This window comes from Tautonia rosea (genome assembly GCF_012958305.1).
Lineage (GTDB): Bacteria > Planctomycetota > Planctomycetia > Isosphaerales > Isosphaeraceae > Tautonia > Tautonia rosea.
Map to the genome: position 1 here is coordinate 267,238 of NZ_JABBYO010000009.1, position 22,367 is coordinate 289,604.

General features: G+C 65.1%; 16 protein-coding genes. 11 read left to right on the top strand and 5 right to left on the bottom strand.

Going from position 1 to position 22,367, the window contains the following annotated elements; genetic code table 11:
• Positions 1-32: 32 nt before the first annotated feature.
• Entirely contained in the window at positions 33-1,664 is a 1,632-nt protein-coding gene (locus tag HG800_RS17615) for a hypothetical protein (RefSeq protein ID WP_169977947.1), read from the bottom strand.
• 390 nt (positions 1,665-2,054) lie between these two features.
• Between HG800_RS17615 and HG800_RS17620 the strand changes: the two genes are divergently transcribed.
• The gene (locus HG800_RS17620; RefSeq protein WP_169977948.1) at positions 2,055-3,314 is read left to right on the top strand and encodes a vWA domain-containing protein; all 1,260 of its coding nucleotides are present in this window, start codon (positions 2,055-2,057) and stop codon (positions 3,312-3,314) included.
• A gap of 19 nt (positions 3,315-3,333) precedes the next feature.
• On the opposite strand, the gene HG800_RS17625 is transcribed toward HG800_RS17620, so the two are convergent.
• Together HG800_RS17625 and HG800_RS17630 are read right to left on the bottom strand one after the other, a co-directional pair.
• Positions 3,334-3,942: a metallophosphoesterase family protein gene (locus tag HG800_RS17625; protein WP_169977949.1), complete on the bottom strand. Its 609-nt coding sequence runs from the start codon at positions 3,940-3,942 to the stop codon at positions 3,334-3,336.
• A gap of 39 nt (positions 3,943-3,981) precedes the next feature.
• Positions 3,982-6,009: an ATP-dependent helicase gene (locus HG800_RS17630; protein WP_169977950.1), complete on the bottom strand. Its 2,028-nt coding sequence runs from the start codon at positions 6,007-6,009 to the stop codon at positions 3,982-3,984.
• A gap of 295 nt (positions 6,010-6,304) precedes the next feature.
• Here HG800_RS17630 and HG800_RS17635 point away from each other — a divergent pair, with 295 nt between their 5' ends.
• From HG800_RS17635 to HG800_RS17650, 4 genes are all read left to right on the top strand, one after another.
• The gene (locus HG800_RS17635; protein WP_169977951.1) at positions 6,305-7,072 is read left to right on the top strand and encodes a creatininase family protein; all 768 of its coding nucleotides are present in this window, start codon (positions 6,305-6,307) and stop codon (positions 7,070-7,072) included.
• Positions 7,073-7,340: 268 nt separating this feature from the next.
• Complete coding sequence (locus HG800_RS17640; protein ID WP_169977952.1) at positions 7,341-8,306, top strand: copper-binding protein; 966 nt, start codon at positions 7,341-7,343, stop codon at positions 8,304-8,306.
• 659 nt (positions 8,307-8,965) lie between these two features.
• Positions 8,966-9,316, top strand: a complete 351-nt coding sequence (locus HG800_RS17645) for an ArsR/SmtB family transcription factor (RefSeq protein ID WP_169977953.1) — start codon at positions 8,966-8,968, stop codon at positions 9,314-9,316.
• 276 nt (positions 9,317-9,592) lie between these two features.
• On the top strand, positions 9,593-10,924 hold the full coding sequence (locus HG800_RS17650; RefSeq protein ID WP_169977954.1) for an FHA domain-containing protein: 1,332 nt from the start codon (positions 9,593-9,595) through the stop codon (positions 10,922-10,924).
• Positions 10,925-11,068: 144 nt separating this feature from the next.
• On the opposite strand, the gene HG800_RS17655 is transcribed toward HG800_RS17650, so the two are convergent.
• Together HG800_RS17655 and HG800_RS17660 are read right to left on the bottom strand one after the other, a co-directional pair.
• Positions 11,069-12,583: a c-type cytochrome domain-containing protein gene (locus tag HG800_RS17655; RefSeq protein WP_169977955.1), complete on the bottom strand. Its 1,515-nt coding sequence runs from the start codon at positions 12,581-12,583 to the stop codon at positions 11,069-11,071.
• On the bottom strand, positions 12,580-14,937 hold the full coding sequence (locus tag HG800_RS17660; RefSeq protein ID WP_169977956.1) for a hypothetical protein: 2,358 nt from the start codon (positions 14,935-14,937) through the stop codon (positions 12,580-12,582). The genes HG800_RS17655 and HG800_RS17660 overlap by 4 nt, the downstream gene beginning before the upstream one ends.
• A gap of 432 nt (positions 14,938-15,369) precedes the next feature.
• Between HG800_RS17660 and HG800_RS17665 the strand changes: the two genes are divergently transcribed.
• The 6 genes from HG800_RS17665 to HG800_RS17690 all read left to right on the top strand — a co-directional run bounded on the left by HG800_RS17665 (position 15,370) and on the right by HG800_RS17690 (position 22,365).
• Positions 15,370-16,584 carry a hypothetical protein gene (locus tag HG800_RS17665; protein WP_169977957.1) on the top strand — a complete coding sequence of 405 codons (1,215 nt, stop codon included), beginning with the start codon at positions 15,370-15,372 and terminating at the stop codon, positions 16,582-16,584.
• Positions 16,585-16,724: 140 nt separating this feature from the next.
• Positions 16,725-17,801, top strand: a complete 1,077-nt coding sequence (locus HG800_RS17670; RefSeq protein WP_169977958.1) for an ABC transporter ATP-binding protein — start codon at positions 16,725-16,727, stop codon at positions 17,799-17,801.
• The gene (locus HG800_RS17675; protein WP_169977959.1) at positions 17,798-19,198 is read left to right on the top strand and encodes an ABC transporter permease; all 1,401 of its coding nucleotides are present in this window, start codon (positions 17,798-17,800) and stop codon (positions 19,196-19,198) included. The genes HG800_RS17670 and HG800_RS17675 overlap by 4 nt, the downstream gene beginning before the upstream one ends.
• 278 nt (positions 19,199-19,476) lie before the next feature.
• Entirely contained in the window at positions 19,477-20,217 is a 741-nt protein-coding gene (locus HG800_RS17680; RefSeq protein ID WP_169977960.1) for a hypothetical protein, read from the top strand.
• Positions 20,218-20,349: 132 nt separating this feature from the next.
• On the top strand, positions 20,350-20,706 hold the full coding sequence (locus HG800_RS17685) for a hypothetical protein (RefSeq protein ID WP_169977961.1): 357 nt from the start codon (positions 20,350-20,352) through the stop codon (positions 20,704-20,706).
• Between the two features lie 273 nt (positions 20,707-20,979).
• The gene (locus HG800_RS17690; RefSeq protein ID WP_235963757.1) at positions 20,980-22,365 is read left to right on the top strand and encodes an acyltransferase family protein; all 1,386 of its coding nucleotides are present in this window, start codon (positions 20,980-20,982) and stop codon (positions 22,363-22,365) included.
• Positions 22,366-22,367 lie beyond the last annotated feature (2 nt).

A 22,367-nucleotide genomic window follows, 5' to 3' on the forward strand; every position in this document is an offset into this window, starting at 1 on the left:
TCGCGCCGGAACGTCCTCGCGGTTGCTTCGGATCACGACTGATCGAGCCGGGCTCGGGTCGCAGAAGGTCGAGGGTCGAACCCGAGTCGAAGTGCCTGCTGAGCGGCGGCAAGGCTTCGCGAGGTCAGGGCCGTCGTGAACGGGTGGGCGGGCACCACATGTTGCGGGTCGGAAAGCTGATCGGCCAGGGTCAGGGCTGATCGGGCCAGCTCGGTCGCCCCGGCAGATCGCCAGAACCACGCCATCCAGAAGAGCATCCTCCGGTACAGTTCGAGCTGTTCTCGGAGGCGATGCTCGAACAGAAAGCGATAGGCTCCGGCGTCTCGATCGGGGTCGGGCGGGGCTCCATCCCAGCGGAGCAACAGTTCCTCGGCCAGCTCGAAGGTCAACGCAGAGGTGTCGATCCAGCCCGGGCAGGCATTGAAGACCTCGGCCACGCGGTCGGGCATTTCTTCAAACGGTGGCGGCGGCACGTCGACGATCGGGTCGTCCTCGGCGATCGGCAGTCCGGCGAAGGGCCTCGGACGCACCTCGGGCCCAATCGTCCGCTCCAGCCAGTAGCGCAGCGCCGGGGTCGTCTCGGGACCGCACAGCAGCAAGGCCCCGGCGAGCAAGCCAAGCGCCAGCTCGTGATGCCCCTCCACCACGTCGCAATCGGGCCGGGCACGCAGATCGGCCAGCAGCGACTCGGCCGGTTCCGGGTCGGCGATCGTCGCGATCCGGCCCACAACCTCACGAACCCCGCCGATCACGTCGCAGGCGAAGGCAACCCCCACCCGACGGTCCCGATCCGGCTCCTCGGCCACCAAAGCAATCTGGCCTCGACCCCGGCCGTCGAGCCCCGAAACCAGGCTGGCCACGATCGTCGGCCTCGACCGCAGCGCAGGCAGGCCGCGTCCCGAGCTTCCCCGACCGCCGAGCCATCGCCTGGCTCTCGCGGCGACCTCCGGATCGGGATGGTGCGCGGCCAGATCGACCCAGATATGCTGATGCGGAACGTCCTCTCCGTCCGATTCCTCGGCCAGACGGCCGGAGGCTTCAAGCGCCTCGATCGCCGATCGCCGAAGGCTCGGATCATGGGCGTAGGAGAGCAATCGCAAAACCTCGGCCGTGCCCGGACCAATCGCGCCTCCGTGGCCCAGCTCGGTCACGATCTCGGCCCGAACCTCCGGCTCGATCTCAGCCAGCCCCTGCAACGCGAACCAGACGTCCTCGGGCTCCTCCTCGATCTGGTCAATCAGTCCTTCCAGGCTCGCATCGTCGTGGTCGAGGGCCTCGATCAGTTCTTCGCGCAGGGTAAAGAGCTCGGGCCTGGCCTCGATCCGGCCGGTCCCTTCCAGGACCTCGATCGCTTGGTACAGGTGATCGACCGCCAGGTCCGGCTGATCGAGCAAGGCATCGGCCAGTGCATCGTACAGGTCGGGGTCGCCCAGCGCTTCAACAAGCCGAAGGGCCGCCGCACCCCGGGGGCTGGCCAGATTGGCAATTCCGAATCGCACCGCCCGGTCGAGTTGCTCGTCCGACACCGCGTCGAGCGCCGGGTGATCGAGCAGATCCTCGATGCTGACTTCATTGGCCAGGCCGGCCAGGAGATCGAGCAACCGATCGGCGTCTGACGATGATCCAGGGCCGACGGATTCGGGGCCGATCGGAGACGGGGGCATCTGGTGGCTCCTCATCCGTCAACGAACGCGAACGCACGAACGACATCGCGCACCCGCTCATGACTTGGCAGCTATTTTACGGATCGAGACCGCATCTTTCCATCGCAGCCGATCTCCCCTCGCTCGTCCTCCGAGATCAACACGGAACACCCAGACACTTGTGCCGACACGTCAACCCGACTGCAATGGAATCAGCCGAGCTGCGGCGGCCGCATCATGCCTCGCCACACGAGCCCGGCATCAATCCCATCATCGTGCGATTTTCCCCGATCTCTTCCCGATTTCCGATGCGAGCATCGTCTCTGACTCGGAGTCCGTCCCGACCTCTCGCAATGCGCTGTCGTCCGGAATGTTTGGTCCCTGGACCCTCTGCAAGGATGGAGGATCGCCATGCTCACCCCCCAGATCGAGCTTACCCCGCGCCGGCCTGCCGTCTGTCACGATGCAACCGTGACGCTCGACCTCTTGGTGCGGATCACGCCCCCGAAACCGGAAGGATCGCCCAGGCGTCCCCCGCTCAACCTCGGGCTGGTGATCGACCGCTCCGGCTCGATGGGAGAGGCTCGCAAGATCGACTACGCTCGTCAGGCGGCCCATCTGCTGGTCGAACAGCTCTTGCCTGAAGACCGCGTCAGCATCACCATCTTCGACCATGAAGTCGTGACCATCGCCCCAAACGCCCCGGCGACTCGCAAGCCGGCCCTCCTCCAGGCAATCGCCGAGATCGTCCCCCGCGGCTCGACGGCGCTGCACGGCGGATGGGCCGAGGGGGTGGCACAGGTCGAATCGAATCGGATCAAGGAGGGCCTGAATCGGGTCCTGCTCCTCTCCGATGGACTGGCGAACCAGGGCCTGACCGACCCGAACACGATCGCCCTGGAGGCCAAACGCGCCAGCCTGCGAGGCGTGAGCACCACAACGCTCGGACTCGGGAATGACTACAACGAGGACCTGCTCGAGGCGATGGCCCGATTCGGTGACGGCAATTATTTTTATGTCGAATCACCGGTGCAGCTCTCCGCGATGTTCCAGACGGAGCTGCAAGGCCTGATGGCCACCCTCGGCCGAGGAGTCCGTCTCGCCGTCGAGCCGGCCGAGGGGGTGGTGCTGTCCGACGTGCTCAACGACCTGGAACGCCTGCCCGAGGGCGAACTGGCCTTGCCGAACCTCATCGCCGGCATTCCGATCCTTGTCTTCCTCCGGCTCTCCGTCCCCCCCCGATCCGAGGCGGGGCCGCTTTGCTCGCTCCGGCTCTCCTGGGAGTCTCCCGAAGGAGAGACCCGGCGCGAGTCTCAGACGCACTACGCCGCCCCCGAGGTCATGCCGATCGAATGGTGGAGCGCGATGCCCGAAGACGCCTCGGTCGTCGAGCAGGAAGTGCTCCTCATGTCCGCCCGAGCCCAGAAAGAGGCCGCGGCCGCGGCAGATCGGGGCGATTACGGCTTCACGAGATATGCCCTACTGCGCACCGAGCAGTTGATCGCGAGCTCGCCGGTCACCCCGCTCACCCAGGAGGAGATGGCGAATCTCAAAGGCACGATCGAAGCACTCGAGGCCCGCGATTACGCTCGGATGACGAAACGCGCCAAGCACCGATCCTATCAGCGGAGCCAGAGCCGCCCCGATCCTCCCGAGCCACCAACCTCCTGAATGAACCGGGCGCTCGACCTCAATCGAGCCGGAGGGGAATGATCACGTCCTCACCCGCATCGTAGAGCCCGCACCAGCCATCGGCGACAGCGTGAACAATCACCACGCATCGCCGATCGGCCGGCAAGGCAAGCGGTTCGTGTCCCTCCCACGGCAACGGCCCTTCGGGAGTCACGGCCCTCCAGCAATGCCGATGACCCGCGAAGGCTCGACGCTGGGAAAAGCCGGCAAAGTCGGCCGCAAGCTGTTCCGCAGTCGGCGGCCACTCGTCGAACATCCAGAGGTCGAACACTTCTTCCGGATTCCCGCGCGGTTCGACGTGCTGGACGAGCACCTCGCCCTCGATCCAACGCGGTGTCAAGGTCGCCATGTACGCCAGGACCTCGGGACCATAGCGGGTCCTCATCTCCTCGCCAGGGTCGACACACAGCCCATAATCGTGATTGCCCCAGACCCCGGGCACCCTCGCCTCCCGGAGCAATGTCACGGTCTCCGAAAGCCGATGCCCCATCTCGACAACGTCGCCCAGCATGACCAAGCGGTCGGCTCCGGCCTCGCGGAGCCGGTCGAGGGCCTGCCGCAAGCGATCCACATCCTCGTGAATGTCCGCAATTAGTCCCAGCTTCATGAGCTGCCCCCATCCTGGCTCGTTCCGAACGCTCCGACCCTACATCCGGGGGCCTTCAGTCCAGGCCAGGTCGTTCTCACTCTCGATGTCGGCCACCTCGTAAAGATCGGGATCAACCTCGGTGATGAAGCGGCTCGGCGTGGTGATGATGCTCCCCTGCCCCGGCCTCGAAACCATCAGCGGGTAAACCAGCCAGAGCTCGTCCATCGCCCGGGTCACGGCGACATAGAAGACCCGGCGCTCCTCGTCCTCGCCCCCCGACTCGGCCAGGCTCCGGTCGCCGGGGAAGCCGTGTTCGACCAGCCGGGGGACGATCACCCGGGACCACTCCAGCCCCTTCGCCTGGTGGATCGTGCTGAGCACCAGTTGCTCGCTCGGGTCGTCGTGGTCCTCTCCCAGTGAGTCCATCCCGTAGACGTCCCCTGCAAGCAACATATCGGCGATGAACTTATCCAGATGATCGTACCGCGCCGCCAGCACCGAGAGCTGCTCGACGTCGGCCAGCCGCTGGTCGTGATTCTCGTACCGCGCCTTCGCCACCGCCGGATAGCCCCCCTGGAGCACCGCGAGGATCGCCGCCGACGGGTTCGCCTCGGGCTCGGCCTTGCGGATCGCCCGCAGGTCGGCCACGAACGCCGCGAATTCCCCTCGCGTCTTGGTCGGCACCAGGGCCATCGCCTCGGGAGTCTCCAGCGCCGCCAGAGGATTCTCCGACGCCATCAAGCGAGCCCGAATCGCCGCCGACTTCGCCGGACCGATCCCCGGTAAGAGCGGCAGCAACCTTGCCCAGGCCGGCTCATCCTTCGGGTTCGCCTGGACGCGCAGGTAAGCTAGCACGTCCTTGATGTGTGCCTGCTCGAAGAACCGGACCCCACTCCGCACCGTGTAAGGAATCCCTCGCTGAGACAGTTCCCCCTGGACCAGGATCGAGTCGTGATGGTTCCGGTACAGGATCGCGATCCGAGACAGCTCGATCCCCTGCTCCCGCCATTCGAGGACCTGCTGACAGATCAGCTCGGCCTCCTCGTAGGCATCGGCCGTACCCACGACCAGCGGTTTCGGCCCTCCCGGCCGATGCGACACGAGGGTCTTCGGAAAGCCCGAGCGGTTCTGTGCGATCGAGGCATTGGTGAAGGCGACGATCTCGGGCGTCGATCGGTAATTCGTCTCCAGGCGGAAGACGCGGGCCTCGGGGTTGCGATCGGCGAACTTGAGGATGTTGTCGTAGTGAGCGCCCCGAAACTTGTAGATTGACTGCGCATCGTCTCCGACGGCCGTCAGGTTCCCGGCCCCGGCCCGGGCGATCGCCTCGACCAACTCGACCTGCACGAGGTTCGTATCCTGCATCTCATCAACCAGCAGGTGACGGAAGGTTCGACCCAGGGCAGCCCGCTGCTCCTCGTGATCGTTCAGCAAGCTCGCCCAGAGCCCGAGCAAATCGTCATAATCCATGCAATTGGTCGCCCGCTTCCGGCTCGCGTAGGCCTGAGCGGCGGCCTCGACCTGCTCGGTGAGCTGGAACCAGTCGGGAAATCGCTCGGCCACCAGATCGGCCAGTGGGCGTCGGGTATTGAAGGCGAAGCTGATGAGGTGCTGCACCGATGCCGGTTTCGGCGCGTATCGGCCCGAGCCGACCAGCCCGGCATCCTCCATCGCCAGCTTGATCAGATCGCGCTGATCCTCTCCGTCGAGAATCGTGAAGTTCGGATCGTAACCGACCACCCGCGCCGCTTTTCTGAGAATGCGGTTGCCGATGTGATGAAACGTCCCCGCCCAGACCTTCACCGCTTTCGGACCAATCAAGCCTTCCAGCCGAGCCACCATCTCCCGGGCCGCCCGACGCGTAAACGTCACGAGCAGAATCGACTCCGCAGGAACCCCCCGGGCGATTAAATACGCCACTCGATACGTAATCACACGCGTCTTGCCCGATCCCGGCCCTGCCAGAATCAGGTTATAACCGTCTGGAGCCGTGGCCGCGGCCCGCTGCTGATCGTTCAGTTCCCGTTCGAGGCTCGCCCGGAGACGATCACTTCCCGGCTTTTGTAAGCGGATTTTTCGGGTCATGAAAATACCTCGATCGGTACCGACTCCGTTGGCGCTCCGGTGCCCCACGGCCCGGGATCGCTTCAAGCGGTCTCCTGAAGCGTGTTTCGTCGTCACGATCTCTGATTGTAGAAACTCGGCGCGGAAATTGGGACAGTCACGCCGAACGATCGTTACGCCTTCGCGTCCCTTGAGTCCGCCATCCTGCATCAGGACCCAAACCGACTTACAATGAGTCGCCAGTCGCACCCTGCCCAAGGCCGATCACCTTTCCCTCGATCGGTCGTTGCCCCCGCTTCAGGAGATCATCGCGCTCATGACTCGCTGGAACCTGGCCGACCTGAATTACAACGAGATCAAGGACTCGCCCCCGTTTGAGGTCGCCGTCTTGCCGCTCGGCGCGACCGAACCGCACAACCTGCACCTGCCCTACGGCACCGATACGTTTCAGGTTGAGGTCATCGGCCGCCTCGCCTGCCAGCGGGCTGCCGATCGAGGGGCGCGGGTCGTCCTGCTCCCCGCCCTGCCCTACGGCACCGAAACCAACCAGATGCGCTTCCCGATGGCTATGAACCTCAACCCGTCAACCCTGGCCCGAGTTGTGGGTGATCTGGTCGACTCCCTGGCGACGCATGGCGTGCACAAGTGCGTCTTGCTCAACGGCCACGGCGGCAACGACTTGAAGTGGTATTTGCGCGAATCGTTCGGAAAATCGCCGGTTCACCTGTTTCTTTGCAACTGGTATCAGGTCGCCGCCGATCATTACGGCCAGATCTTCGAAGATGCCGGCGATCACGCCGGAGAACTGGAAACCAGCATGGGCCTGGCCCACTTTCCCGACCTCGTCCACATGGACCAGGCCGACGACGGCGCGACGGCCGCGACCCGCTTCGAGGCCATCAACCGAGGGTGGGTCGGCATCACCCGCCCCTGGCACCTGCTCACCACCAACTCCGGCGCCGGCAATCCTCACCCTGCCACCGCCGAGAAAGGCAAGGCCATCACCGAGATCGTCGTCGATCGCCTCGCCGGATTCCTCTCCGAGCTTTCGGCAACGCCACTCTCCGAGCAATTTCCCTACTGATGGATGTTCTCAGCCGCCGTCTCCGAACCCAGCACCGGCCTCATCCAATGGTTCCCCGGAACGCCCATCAGGGTTGAAGGAACCGCCCGTGCCAGCGGTTGAGATCACCACGTCCACGACGGGGCATACGCATGGATGTTTGCGCGGCGAGCGATCCCGCCTGGCCATCGCTCCCGCGTGTTTGAATCATGAGAGATGAACACAGTTTAGGATCCTCTCGAATCTTGATCATCAGGTCGCGGAGCGATTACACTAAGGATGTGTCCGTTTGGAATCCACGCGAATCCACGCCTCGACGAGCCTCGCCCTGATGATGCCCCGTCTCCTCTTCCCCAGCCGAGCGTCGAGTCTGCTGATCCTCAACTCCCTGTTCTTGGCCGTTGGCTGTGGGACAAGCGCTCCTGAAGTCGCTCCCCGCACAAAAACGTTTGAGCTTGATGGAGTGGTCCGAGCCGTCGATACCGAGAAGGGCGTCGTGAGCATCGCCCATGAAGACATTCCCGACCTGATGCCGCCGATGCTCATGGACTTCCGCCTGGAAGACCTGACCCTCCTGGAGGATGTGATCGTTGACGACGAGGTGAGCGGCCTGCTCGAAGTCGATTACGACGACCAGAGCCAGATCACCCGGCTCGAACTCGTCGATCTGGTCGTCACCCGTCCCGCCCCCCCCCGGCCTCCCGGAGCCGACCCCATCGCCACGCCGTCGCCCCCCCCCACGCTCGAACCCGGTGAGGCTGTGCCCGACCTTGTGATGACCTCGCAAAATGGAGAAGTCTTACGGCTCTCGGAATTACAGGGACATGTGGTCGTATTGACGTTTATTTTTACACGATGCCCTCAACCGGAATACTGCCCGTTGATGGATCGCAAGTTTGGCGAGCTGGCAAAACGAATCGCCCGATCCCCCGATCGCGCCGACCAGGTTCGGTTGCTTTCCGTCAGCTTCGACCCGGAATACGATACGCCCGAAGTCCTGGCCGAACACGCCCAGCGGGTCGGTGCTCAACCCCCTCTCTGGACTTTCGCCGTGGCTGATCACGAGGCGCTTCGCGAGGTGGCCGCGCCTCTTGGGCTGACGTACGCCCCGATGACCGACCAGATCGTGCATAGCCTCAGCACCTCGGTCATCGCTCCCGACGGCACCCTGGCCCGCCTCGAACTCGGCAACACCTGGACTCCCGAGGAGCTGTACGGCCAGGTCCGACAACTGCTTGACACCACCGGCCCGTGAGCATGGCGGGCATCCATCGTCGCCTTCCCAACCGATCAACGCCACTGAGCACCCGTTCTACCCCGACCGGGTACGAAACAGACATGCGTCAATCGCTCGAACACTCGCCTTTTCTTGCCTGAGTATTCGTGAATCGCCATCGTGCGGCCTCTCGTGATTTTGGGATGCGAATGGGAACATGACGAAGTACCCTTGACGAACAAACGAACAGAATGCGCTGAGGGTCGCTGATTCCATTACCCAACACATATAAAGCGTTCGACGAACCCGAGAATCGAAGACGCCGACCTGTGAGCATGCTCGACGGGGTCGCAAACCCGCAAATCTTAAATCGTTTTGGATAACGTCTTGCAAAACAAGCACGAGTCGATATACTCCTCCCAGAAGCGCATGGCGATGGCCGCCAAAAACGCTCTGCTCTCACACTTTCGACGTAGTCCGATTTCATCACGAGTCCTGAGAAAATCATCTCTCAGGACTTCAGGTATCACCAACAACTTGTTCGAAGTGTGATCTGATGTTGTTTCTTGACGAACCGGTGATATAATCGTCAATGTACGTACCTCGTTCGTGAGAAACGCCTCTCCTTTCACTATCACTCGGCTCTGCATGCGTTTTCCGGCAACGGCAGAGTCCACCCCTCCTGGAGGATCCTCACCATGGCCGCGACAAAGACGGCGACCCGGTCCGCATCCCGGTCCGCAACGGCTTCGAAGAAGAGCCAGAAGGAAGCCGATCTGCGGGCGCAGCAGGCCCGCCGCGCATCGGTGCTGCTCAAGCACGTTAGCGATCCGACCCGACTTCAGGTCATTCTGATCCTTTCCGAAGGTGAGCGCCACGTCGGTGCACTCTGCGAGCAGCTCAGCCAGAGTCAGCCCGCCGTCAGCCACCACCTCGCCCTGCTTCGCCACGGCGGCATCATTGCTCCGCGTCGCCAGGGAAAGAACAACTTCTATAGCCTCACCGAGACCGGCGAATCCCTCGCCGCTGTCGTCAAAGGGCTGATCTGATCTGATTCCGATCTCGTCCGGCCGGAGGTCCTCGCGGCCTCCGAGCCGGACACCCTGTTCGAGTCGACCCCGCCCCCTCCTCGCTTCTCTGCTGACCTGTCTCGGCCGATCTCATCTCGACCCACGATCTGCTCGATCGAGGCGACGTTCCTTCCTTCGCCTCACAATTCGGAAAATCCGTCGTTTCTCGGGCCATTGCTCAAGACGCAAACCAGACCGATATGAGAGAATGGTGTGGGTTTCCTCCGGTCGTCCGTTGATCCGAGGCGCTGCACCGTGACGCAACGAGGTCTTGATCGCTTCTGGCACGCAATCGGCTCGGCCCCTCCTCTTCGACTCCTGGTCTGGCATCGGAGCCGGCACGGACCGATCGAGCATTGTCTGCCCCGCCCGTTTGCCCTCATTGGCCGCACGTCCCCGGCCGATCTGATCCTCGATCATCCCCAGATCAGTCGCAGACATGCCTTTGTGCAAGTCATCGGCAGTCGAGCGTATTGTCTCGACCTGGGCAGCCGCTCCGCGCTTGCATGGAATGGCCGATCGCGCCGTTCGGGATGGATCGAACCGGGACAGTTCGTCGAGATCGGCCCCTACCGCATCGGCTTGCCCGCGCTCGCCCCCACCTTCGCGACTCACAACCCGTCCGACACGTCGAGCCCGGCTCTTGCAACCGATCTGCGCGTCCTGCTCGAACCGAATGGTCAGGGCAGGCCAGCACAACGCGATTACGAGATCAATCGCCTCTTTACCCTCGTCGGGCGCGCCCCCGAGTGCGACCTCAGGCTGAGCGATTTGAGCGTCTCTCGCTATCACTGTCTCCTGATCCGCCTCGGACACGAACTTTGGGTCGTTGATCTCCTGGGCCGCGGGGGGGTGGAAGTCGACGATCGTCCCGTCCCCTGGACGCGGCTGGATGATGCATCCTTGCTCCGCATCGGCCGCGATCGCTTCACCGTTCGCCTCGTCTCTTCAAACTCACGACCGATCCCCGAGGCGAGTTGCCTGCCGTTCACTCCTCCTCGATCCAACGGATCGTCCCCTCCGTCGCATCCCCCTGAGCCTCTGGCCGAGCTTCCCGCTCTGATCGAGCGGCCTGCGCTGCCCGTACCGACAAACGTCTCGCTTCCCGTCTCCGTCGAACGCCCCGAGCACGCCGAGCTGACCCGCCTGGCCGAGTCGATGATTGCTCCCTTGATCGACCAGTTCAACGCGATGCAGCAGCATCTGTTCGATCAATATCATCAGTCCATGATGGAAATGATGGCCGTCTTCGCCAGGCTTCATCACGAACAGCAAGGGCTCGTCGATCGCGAGATGCGGAAGATCCGGCGTCTGACCCGCGAGGTACGCGCCTTGCGTCGGGAACTTGACCAGCAACGCAAGGCCGCGGCCACGGCTACCCCTGCTCAACTCGGGATCAAGCAGACCGTCGATTCCAAACCGATCGACCCCGGACGACCTGCCGAGGCACCGGGACCTTCCGAAGACTATCGGGAGGCTCAGGCCCGCATCATCGCCCGGATGACCGCGTTGCAGCAAGAGCGGCAGGGACGCTGGCAACGCCTGCTCGGTCGGCTGGGAGCAGGCAGCGTGGAGCAGGATCGCTAAGTCAATCTTGATCGCACACTGCCCCGTCGAGCAATTTTCGCCTCACCCCGAGGAACGAACAACACCCCGAACCGGAGCGATCGGCGATTGCCGAGTCCAGTTCGGGGCGTTTCGAGGGTGTGAGGCAGATCAAGACCAAGGTGGTCAGTCGGCGTCGGCCTGCGCGGTGACCGCCTCCGCTTGCTGGCCGGGAACGGCGATGATGGTCGTCCGAAGACTGCCATCCTCCGTGTTCCAGACCTTCACCTCACCATCCCAGCTTCCCGAGGCAAGCGAGGCGCCATCGGGTGAAACGGCAAGGCGATAGACCCAGTCCTCGTGCCCTTGCAAGGTCTGCAAGACCGCCCCGTCCGCGGGGTTAAAGACGCGGACGACCGCATCGGAGCCTGACGCCGCAAGCTTTTGCCCGTCGGCAAACAGAACCAGGTCGAAGACCGGGCCGCCGAATCCGGCAAACTCGCGGACCTGTTTGGCATCTTCGTCAGGGTTCCACATTCGGATCCGCTTGTCGCCACCGCCGCTCATCACCATCTTCCCATCCGCCGCGAAGCTTACCGTGTAGACCGGCTCTCCGTGTCCGGGGAAGGTCACGAGCGACTCGAAGGCCTCCGCGTCGAATAGCTTGCTTGTCTTGTCTCGGCTGGCGGTGGCCAGACGTTTGCCGTCGGGACTGAAGGCGATGTCGAGCACCCAGTCGGCATGATCCTCGACCTCGGCCAGGCGCTCGCCCGACTCCACGTTGAAGACCCGGATGGCCCGGTCGGCCCCGCCAAAGGCCACCCGTGTGCCGTCGGGGCTGAAGACGACGCAGAAGACCGCATCCTCCGACTCGACCAGCCGCTTCGGATCGCTCAGCGTGCCATCGTCGCCCACGGTCCAGAGCGTCGCCTGACCCGCCTGCCCGGGGCTTCCCGAAGCAGCGGCCAGGTGTTTCCCGTCGGGGCTGAAAGCGACATCGTACACTCGCTCGGCCACGCCTCGACTGCGTTCGGACAACGAGGCATCGGCGATGGCATAGGTATTCAGTTCGTGATAACCGGAGGTCATCACGGCATCACCCGCGGGGGTGAACGTCAGGGCGGTGATCGGCATCGGGTACGGGTAGGCGTCGGGAATGACGACCTCTCGGGCCTTGCTGACCAGGGCAACCCAGTCGGCCTCCGGGTCCTCGCCGTCGTACTCGGCCCCTTCGGCGACCCATCGTTCGATGATCATCCGCTTTTCTTCGGCGATCGGCTCTCCTTCCCACGGCATCAAGGGAACGCCGTCGGGGCGGATCAGCTCGACGAAGTAGCTCAGGTCCGGGTCCCCTGGTTCGAGCATGATCCCTTCACCCATCGCTCCGCCTTTGGCCAGCGAGGCGAAGGTCGTCAGATCGTACCGGCTTTCGGCCTTCTTCGGGTTGTGGCAACCAACGCAGCTCTCGACCAGAATCGGAGCCACGTCCTTCAGGAAGCTGACGCGGGGACTCTCGGCCGCCTCGGCGGCGGGAGCCTCAGGCTCCTGGGCCTCGTCCTGGGCTCGGGCCGGGGAAAGCCCGACCATCGCCGAGGCGAGGGCCAGTGCGCCGATCATAAACACTCGGATCATCAAGGCGTCGTCCTCCGGGCGGATGGTCCAATGGTTCGCAAGGAAACGGCCACGGCTCAGGATGCTCACCCCCCCTCTCCCGCCGCCACCACGGTCACGGCCAGGGGAGCGGTCAACGGGGGAGCATCCGCGTCTCCCACTTTGAAGGCGGCCGAGGCCCGCGCGTTCCCCATGCCGGCGGCCGCGTCTGCGGCGGCCGAGAGTTTCAGGGTAAACGCGGTCGCGTCGCCGGCAATGGTCACCGGCTCGGCGGTCACTCCGGCGGGCAGGTCGGCCAGCGAGAGGGTCACCTCCTGGGTGAAGGGGGCCTTGCGGGTCAGGGTCCCCGTCACCTCGACCGACTCTCCCGCCTTGATCTCGACGGCCGGCGCGGCCAGGCTCAGGTCTCCCGGGGGCACCACCGTCACGGTCACGGCCGGGACGGCAAAGGTCCGATCCACGTCGGCCACCTTCCCCTTGGCGGTGAAGGTGATCATCGCCGGGCCGATCGGAGCGTCAGGAGCGGCGGTCACGGCCACGGTTCCCGAGGTCGCCCCCTCGGCCAGCGTCGCCTTCGGCGCGGTGATCCCGGTCGGGCCGGGCAGAGCCTCGACCTCCAGGGCCGCGTTTGCTCCCTCGTTGCGGGCGAGGGTCAAGGGGACCTCGGCCCCGAAGCCTCGGGCAATCTCGATCGGATCGGTCGGAGATTCAATCGTGATCGGCGTCGGCAAGGCGTGGGCGACGGCCAGCCCTTGCTGCGGCTGGACATTGGTCGGGAACCCTCCGAGCGAGGCGAACGTCACCATCGAGTCGGCCGGCACCTCGACCGGGCCGTTCGGCCCTTCGGCCGTGCCGACCACCCGCAGCGAAACGGCCGGGATGTCCGCTTCGGCACCGGCCAACAGCGAAATCACTCCATTCGACTGCCCGGCCGGCACGGTCCCCGATCGCACGGTCAACCCTTCCGGGACGTTCGAGATCGCCAGCGTCACCGGTCCGTCGAATCCTTGCCGCACGACATTGACCGGCACGTTGGCCGCTCCTCCTCGGGGAACACTCACCTGGGCGACGCGCAGCTCGACCTCGAACTTCGGCTCGACCGGCTCGACAACCAACCGATACGGATGGCCAATTCCCCCTCGGCTGCTCAAGTCTCGCACGACAAGTGTGACCTCGGTCACTCCTTCCGGCACGTCGAACTCGGCCGAGGGGTCGGGCGAGTTCATCGAGGGGGCGTTCGGCTGCCCCTTGCCGGTCAACTCGATCTTGGTGTCGTCTCCCTGGGCAATCTGATTCCCGTCCGGCCCGAGGATTCGGAGCACGCCGTCAATGGCCGACCCAAGCAAGGCCGCCTCGACCCTGGCCCGGTACTTGGTCCCCGGGCGAACGACGGCGACGTATCGGTCTTCATCCCCCTCCAACTCCAGCCGGCCGTTGATTGCGACGGGAGGGGCCACTCGCATGGGAGCAGCCTCCGGATTGCTCGGCTCGCGCAGCTCGGGCAAGCGACCGACCACCAGCGGGGCCGGCAGCTCGACGTCGAACGGCCCGTCGAGCCCAACCGTTGTGGCCGAGATTCGGGGCCGGAAGTGCTCGACTCCTTCCGCCCGATCGAGCGAAACCGCGGTGATCACGGGCTCCGACAGGGTCCCCCCGCGAAGCTCCAGGCCGACCGTCTCACCCAGCCGACCACCGAGCGGGAACAGCTCGTCGGCCACCGGCACCGCGCCAATCACCAGGCGATACGACGGCCGGTTCGCCCCTCGGTACTGCGAGTCAGACAGCTCGACGAGGTAATCCCCATCCTCGGGCAGTTCGACCACCAGGCGGGCATCGGTCAGCAGGCCGGGCGAGTCGTCGTCTGAGGCCACATAGCGGCCCGAGGCGGTCGTCAAGCGAACCGTCGGGTCGAGCCCCGATCCGATCCGGGCGGCGCGGGCGTCGACCACAATCCGATCTCCCTTGCGACCGGGGAACCGGAAAATATCCACGTCGTTCCCGTCGGCCTTGCCGTCCACAACCGTCGGCAGGGCTACCGCCTGCGCCTGATCAACCGCGTTGTTCGGCTCTTGCTCCGCGACCTGAGGCAATTGACCGACGGAAATCAAGAACGGGTTTGAGATGCCGTCGTCCGTCCGAACCCGGATCGGGTAGGCTCCAACCGCCAGGTCGGCCGGCACGGTCAGCCGAAGCCGCCAGTTGGCCGCGTCAGACGCCTGCCCCTCCGGAGCGGCCACCACCTCCGTCTCGAACGGTGCAACCAGTTGGGGGTTTCCTTGCAGGTTCCCCCCCGTGATCGTCACCAGGGTGGCGACCCCGCGTTGCAACCCCGCAGGAGCAATATCGGTAATCGACGGCGCATCGGCGGAGGCCGGGGATGTCACCAGCCCGATCGCAAGCGTCGCCAGAATCGGCGGGACGAGGGCCATCGAGGGGCGGATCATGGCGGGCCTCCTTGGGGGGTCGTCGCGGGGAGTCGTTCAGGAGAGGCGGGTCAAATCGGCGGGAGCGTCCCGATCGCCGCCTCCGTCGGCCTTGGGCGATCGATCCGCTGGAACTGTCCACCGTCGCACGGTGTTCAATCCTTGTCAAGCGTCCAGACGGCCCGAGCCCTGGGCAACGCATCCCGGTGAACCCTCGAAAACGCAGGACGCACCTTGATCCGAGCGAACCCGCGCAACCGTCCTTCGCCCCATCGAGAACTCGTGTTGTGGCTTTTTCCCAACAAGGCTAGAGTGCCCTGTCTTCCGCCCCCGGGACGCTCGGCCTCGGTTCCGAGGTCGTCCGCAGCCCGACCGGTTCGAGGTTGAGGAACCGGGCCACGGTCGCCCCCAATCTGTGGCGGCATGCGTCGTTCGAAGGTCTGGAGCGAACTCATGCGTGTTTGGCCCTTGATCGCCGCGCTGACTCTGACCGCAACAGGTTGCGCGGGGCTGGATCTGTCCGGGTTCGACGACGAACAACTGGCCTGGATTGCCGCGAACTCCTCTTCTCCCATCGAACCCGCCGCCTCGGACCCGACAGGAACTCGTCCTCATTCTCCCGTCCCGATCGATGCCTCTCCCGAGCTTTACCAGCCCCTGCCCCCCCCCGAACCGGTCGAGCCGCTCGCCCCTCCCCAAACGTTCAGTCCAATCAGAGTCCCCCAGCCTTCGACCCCCACCACACCCAGCATCCCCGAGCCTTCGACACCCAATGCTCCAAGGGATGCCTCCGGGCCGGTCGCCACGCCCCGACCGCTCACGACTCCCGAGCCGGTTGAACCACCCCAGGTTCCGGAGCCGGTCGAATCGCTGACGCCCCCCGACCCCGTCGAGCCTCGTGAGACCGACCAGCCTGCAGCCCCTGTTGAACCCCTTGACGCTGCGTCGCTTGCCCCGGCCCCCACCATCGAACCGCCGTCCATTCCCGAGGCGACCGAACCCGTTCCCCAGCCGCCGACCACGATTCTGGCCTCTCAGACCACCCCGGTCGAGCCGGCCGAACCTCGCGAGCTGGCCATGTTCGATCAGATCGCCGGAGAGGTGGAGCAGATCGCTCAGGCTGAAGCGCCGAGGAACTTCGTCCAACCCGTCGAGCCGGCCCCACCGCAAGGGACGGTCATCGCCACCGTCGGCCCGCAGGCGATCACCCTTCCCGAGCTGACCCAGGCCATCAAGGATCGGATCGCCCGGCTCCCCGGCCGACAGCGACCGACCCGCCGCCTGGTCATCAGCATGGTTCAGGCCGAGATGGAAGCTCGGATCCTCGAATCGCTCGTCCTGCAACAGGCCCGCGTCATCCTCGATTCTCCGAGCGAACTGGAGGACCTCCGCGCCACCATCGCCCGCTCGTGGTCCGATGCCGAGCTCCCCCGCATCCTTCAACGCGAGGGCTTCGCCAGTGCCGACGCCTTCGACGCCCGTCTGAGGAAAGACGGCCAGAGCCTCGATGATCTGCGATCCGCCTACACCACCCGCGCACTCGCCCGCGAATTGATGCGCCGGGAGGGACGGTTGGATCAGAACATCGACTCCTACCTGAATCACTTGCGGACACGGTTCCCGATTCAATCCGACCTCGCGCAGGCCCGACGGGCGATGGCCCGGTAGCCCCTGGAGCGGATCTCGGTGGACGGAAGGGGTGGCGGGGTCAACCAGACCTCGTCCGAGGGAACGGAGTCCCTCGCCCTCGTGCCTTGGGGTTCGAAACGAACCCTGGCCAGGCCCGAAGAAGGAATGGAATCCCAACGATGGCAGGATCGACGGCCAGCCCCGCACTCGACCTGAGCGACATCCTCCGTCGTCGGCCCGAGAACCGATCGCCTCGGCCGGTTCCGTCCGCGACCGACACCAACCGCGGCACTCCGGACGTCGCTCGCCGAGCGGCCCGGCCGGTGCTCGAAGCCTGCGCGTTGATCAAGCGATTCGGCGCGATCACCGCCGTCAACGGCGTCTCCTTTCAGGTCGGCAAGGGCGAGGCGGTGGCCCTGCTCGGTCCGAACGGCGCGGGGAAGACCACGACCATCTCGATGATCTCCGGCCTGCTCCGGCCTGACGAGGGTTGCGTCCGCTTCAACGGTCAGCCGATTCGCAGCGAAACCGACCCAATCAAACGCACCCTCGGCCTCGTTCCCCAGGAGTTGGCGCTGGTCGAGGAACTTTCGGCTCGGGAGAACCTCCACTTCTTCGGAGCATTACAGGGGCTTGGCGGTTCCCGGCTCCGCAAGGCGATGACCGATGGGCTTGATCTGGTCGGCCTGACCGATCGGGCCGATTCGATCGTGCGAACCTACAGCGGAGGCATGAAGCGCCGGCTCAATCTCGCCATCGCCCTGCTGCACGATCCCCAGGTCATCCTCCTCGACGAGCCGACGGTCGGCGTCGATCCCCAGAGCCGCAACGCCATCTTCGAAGGACTCGAACGGCTCAAGGCCCTCGGCAAGGCGCTCATTTACACGACGCACTACATGGAAGAGGCCGAGCGGCTCTGCGACCGCATTGTCATCGTCGATCGCGGCCAGGTGATCGCCGACGGCCGCGTCAAGGATCTCTCCGCCCTGCTCGACCGCCACGCCCGGCTCCGCATCGAGCTGAGCAACCCCGGCTCGGGCGGCTGGCTCGATCACCTCTCCCTCGTGCCCGGAGTCGTTCAGGCTCGTCTGGTCGACCACGAGTTGATTCTCGACGTGAACGACCTGAAGGTTTCGAGCTCGATTCTGCAAGCGCTCGACGACCTCGGCCTGGCCGTCACACACCTGGAAAGCGATCGGGCCGACCTCTCGACCATCTTCCTGAACCTGACCGGGAGGGCGCTCCGCGACTCATGAACGCTCGACCGCTCATGGCCCTGGTGGTGAAGGATCTCCGCGTCTTCGTGGCCGATCGATACGCGCTCACGCTCTCGTTCGTCGCCCCCATCGCCCTGGCCAGCTTCATGGCGCTGATCTTCGGCGGCGTGGGGACATCGCCACCGAGCAAAATCTCGATCCGATTGACCGACGAGGACGACTCTCCCATCTCCCGCCGCATCGTCCTGGGCGCCCAGGAAGAGACGACCCTCGACGCGATCGAAGCCTCCCTCGACGCCTCCCGAGACGCCGTCCGCAAGGGGGACGCGGTCCTCTCGATCGTCATCCCCGAAGGCTTCGGCGAGGCCTCGGCCGACGCCCTCTATGGAGACGCCGAGCCCCCCGCCCTGATCTTCCTGCACGACCCGATGAGTCAGTCCGAGATCAGTCTCGCTCGGGGTCTCTTGACGCGGGTCATCCTCGAAGCCGTCACCGCCGAGGCCATGCCCGACGGCGGCAACGACGACCTGCTCGACCTTCTGGACGACGAACTCGTCGAATCGAACGCCCCGGCCACCGACGAGGCCATCGAACGGGCCGAGTTCCTCTCTCTCTTTCCCGGCCAGGACGACTGGTGGCGATCGCCCGATCCCGAGTCCGAGGCCGCCCGCCTCGAACTGGTCGACGCCTTCCCCGCCCTGGCCGATTGGTTCGAGGCCGAGCCGGTCGCCGAGCCGATCGCCTTCGAGCCGGTCGTCGAGGAACGAGTGGGCCTGACCCTCCCCTTCAAAACCGAGGAAACGTCGATCGCCCCCCGCGGCGCCGCCGGCGAACGGGCCGCCCTGGCCGCGCATGCCTTCGCAGGGATGGTCGTGCAGTTCGTTCTCTTTTCGGCTGTCGAGTGGGGCGTCGTCCTGCTCCAGGAACGCCAGCGCGGCATGTGGAAACGCCTGCGGGCCGCCCCCATCTCCCGATCGACCTTGATGCTGAGCAAGGTGCTCAGTTGTGCCATCGTCTCGCTCATCATCACGCTGGTCGTCTTCACCGCCGGAGCCTTTCTGTTCGGCTACCGGCTGGAGGGAGACCTGCTCGGCTTCGTCGGCCTGGCCGTCTCCTTTGCGATCATGGCCTCGGCCTTCGGCCTGACGGTCGCCACGCTCGGCCGAACGCCTCAAGGGGCGCGATCGGTCGCTCTGCTCGGCGTGCTGGTAATGGTCATGCTCGGCGGCTGCTGGATTCCGAGCTTCCTGTTCCCCGAGTGGATCCAGTCGTTCACCCCCGCCATCCCCACCCGATGGGCGATCGACGGCTTCGACGGCGTCTTCACCCGCGGGTTCTCGTTCGCCGAAACCATGCCGATGATCTCCGCGCTCGGTTTCTTCGGCCTCGGGTTTGCCGGATGGGCCCTGCTCGCCTTCCGATGGCACGAGCCGTGATCGTTCGGAGCACACCGTCGAGAACGGGAAATTCGACCTAGTCGGATCGGAAAGACTTTGGTAGGAATCCTGCTTCATCTCGCTGTTGACGCTCGTCGGCTGCCCTTCGGCCGACATTTGATGTGACGGATGATCCTCGATCCGCTCTGGCCTCACCGCCGTTCCCCTTCGAGAACGCGGCTGAGCCGGTCGCAATCGATTCCCGACGCAATCGGCCCAAGGTGATCACGCCCGATCGCCCTTTGCCGACGACTCGCCCCCCAAAGGAGGCCCGAGCGATGGACCGCCGCCGACGCCGCTTCGTCCCCGGTTCCGAGGGCCTGGAACGCCGCCAGTTGCTCAGCACGGTCGAGGGGCTCAACGCCGCTGCCGCGCCGATCGTCTCGACCGCCGAGGCGAGCCAGGGTGCCGCAAATCGCCCCCAGGGCCTTCGAGCCCGAGCCGCCGCGCAAGCAATGGCTCAGGAACAGGCCATGCAGGAAGCACGCGAAGAAGTGATTCAGATGCGTCTGCAACGCATCGAACGCCTTCCCGCGTTCCTGCAAATGCTCGACCCGAACCGAGCCCTGCCCACCGAGGCCGTGACCGCGATCCAGGTCCAGCTGGTCGGCCTCGTCGGCCAGCTCAGCCCTCCTGCCGAACCGATCGCCGAGGGGTTCATCGACCAGCTCCGCAACGCGATTGCGCAAAGCTCGGTCAACCCGCAAACGGTCACATCGATGAACTTCGCCACCAACCGGCTGCTCGCCTCGGCCGGTGCCTCAGACGAGGCGATCACGGTCATTACCGATGGATTGACTGCCCTGGCCCAAACGGCCTCCGGATCGAACCGTCCCGTCCCGGTCATGACCAACGATTACGCCCTGGTCGTCCAGACGGCGATGGGGGTCGGCCGCCCGATTTCTCGGGCCGAGCTGCTCGGCATGCAGTCTCCCCTCAACCCGGTCGCCCCCCAGCCCGGCGCCGTCCGGCCCCCCGGCCCTCCCATCGGCGGGGCCTCCGGCCTCGGCCCGTTCTGAGCACGACACCCGCGAACCGAACCTCACTCGGCACAGCAATTGCACATCTGCTCTCTCCAGCGATTGATTGGCCCGCTCGGGCCGCTCCGCGAGATGCGAGCGGCCCGAGACCATCTCTCAAGGAGAGCAAGCATGTTGACTCGTTCGAACGCGAAATACGTGACCCTGGCCGCCTTCACCGCCGCACTCATTCCGCTGGCAATCGCTGGTTGTGGCGGTTCTGATGCGGAACGCGCCGTCGAAGATGTCGCCGGCGTCGAGGAAGGAACGGCCACCCGCACCGCCGATGTCGACGAAACGACGTACACCGTCGAGGAAGTCAAGCGCATCCGAGATGCCGAAACCGGCGAGGTTGTGGGCGAGGAAGTCAGCACCACCGATGTGACGGTCGAACAAGAGGTCCAGATCCAGCGCGAGGTTGAGATCAAGGAAGGTGCGACCAACACCGAAACCGAAGGATATGTGCCCGATCCGCTGAGCGACCAGTAACGATTGGCCAATGTTCACATCCCGTTCAATCCTCACCCCCTGATTCCCAGGGGAACTCACGTGCCGGCCCGCGGTCGGCACACTCAGCCCACCTTCGGGCGGTTTCGATCCGATTGCGATGCGATGCGAATCGGCCCGATCGGGCGACGGGGAGCCGCGCGCACGTCCCCGTCGCCGGGAGTCTCCCCCGACAGACCGTTCCCCCAACGCCTCAGATCCGCTAGGCTCGCACATCGATCCCACCCCGCCCAGGACCGGCCGGAAGGAGTCGCGATGGCGATGCCGACGAGCCCCGACCGCCCGGGGCCTCAGGCTCGGGAGGCCACCCCTCCCGGGTCCGAGGCCGGCTGGGCTGCCCGTCGGGTCTATTTTCCCGAGCTGGACGGCTTGCGCGCCGTGGCCATCGCTCTGGTTTACATCTTTCACGACCGCAACCTCGATCTGCTCGGCCTCATCATGCGGACCCTCGGCCTGATCGTCTCGATCACGCTCGACCCACTGCTGGAACTCCTCGGCCTGGGTACGATCGGCTTCCGCCTTCCATCGCTCGTCGGCACCCTGCGTGACAATGGCTGGATCGGTGTCCAGATCTTCTTCGTCCTCAGCGGCTACCTGATCGCCACCCTCTTGCTCCGCGAGCGATCCCGATATGGCCGGGTCGATCTCCGCGCCTTTTGGATCCGAAGGCTCCTTCGCATCTGGCCCCTGTACTATCTGCTGATCCTCATCTGCTGGGGTCTGATGCCCTTGATTCGAGGGGCACTTGGACTCGACATTCGGATGTGGAGCCCCGAGTCCCTGGCGCAACTCCCTTACTTCATGCTCTTTCTCGGCAATTGGTCGATGGGCTTCCAGGGTCCGGTGCCGTCCGACTCGGCCGGGGTGCTTTGGAGTATCTGCGTCGAGGAGCAGTTCTATCTGTTCGTCCCCCTGCTCATCGCCTGGGTCGGTCCGAAGAGCCGGGTCGCACTGGTGATCCTGATGATGGCCGTGGCGATCGCCGCCCGATACGCGCTGGCCATGTCGGAGGCCAACCCGCTGTTGCTCCGATTCAATACAATTGTTCATCTCGACACGTTGCTTGCCGGAGTCACGCTCGCGCTCGTGACCCACCGCCTGCCGAACCTGGGACGGGCAGGCCCCTGGATTGCTCGGGGGGTTGTCTTGCTCGGGGTCGTCGTCGTGCTGACGGTTCCCCTGGCCCGAGGAGGCCCGTGGCGCCAGGCAATTGATTACGTCTTGATCTGGGGATGGGGGATCGCACTGGTCGCCTGGGCCGCTTCCGCGCGCGATCCCTGGACGGCTGTCCTCCGCCGGCCAACCCTCGTCTGGCTTGGCAAGATCAGCTTCGGCCTTTACCTCTTCCACGAGATTGCGCTGGGCATTGCCGGCTGGCTCGGATTTGCGCTGCGGTCGATTCCCGACATGGGCACTGTGATGGTTCTGGCCTCTCCCGCCCTCACAGTCGGCCTGGCGAGTCTGTCGTATTACGCCTTCGAACGTCCGTTCCTCCGCCTGAAAGACCGCTGGACGCGCGTTCCCTCGCGGCCCATCGAACATACGCCCACGCGGGTCGATGACCAGGATCATCCGAGCCCATGTCCCGCAACCTTCGAACGGTCGGCCGGGGTTTCCGGAGAACCTCCTCGCCCCGCCTGACG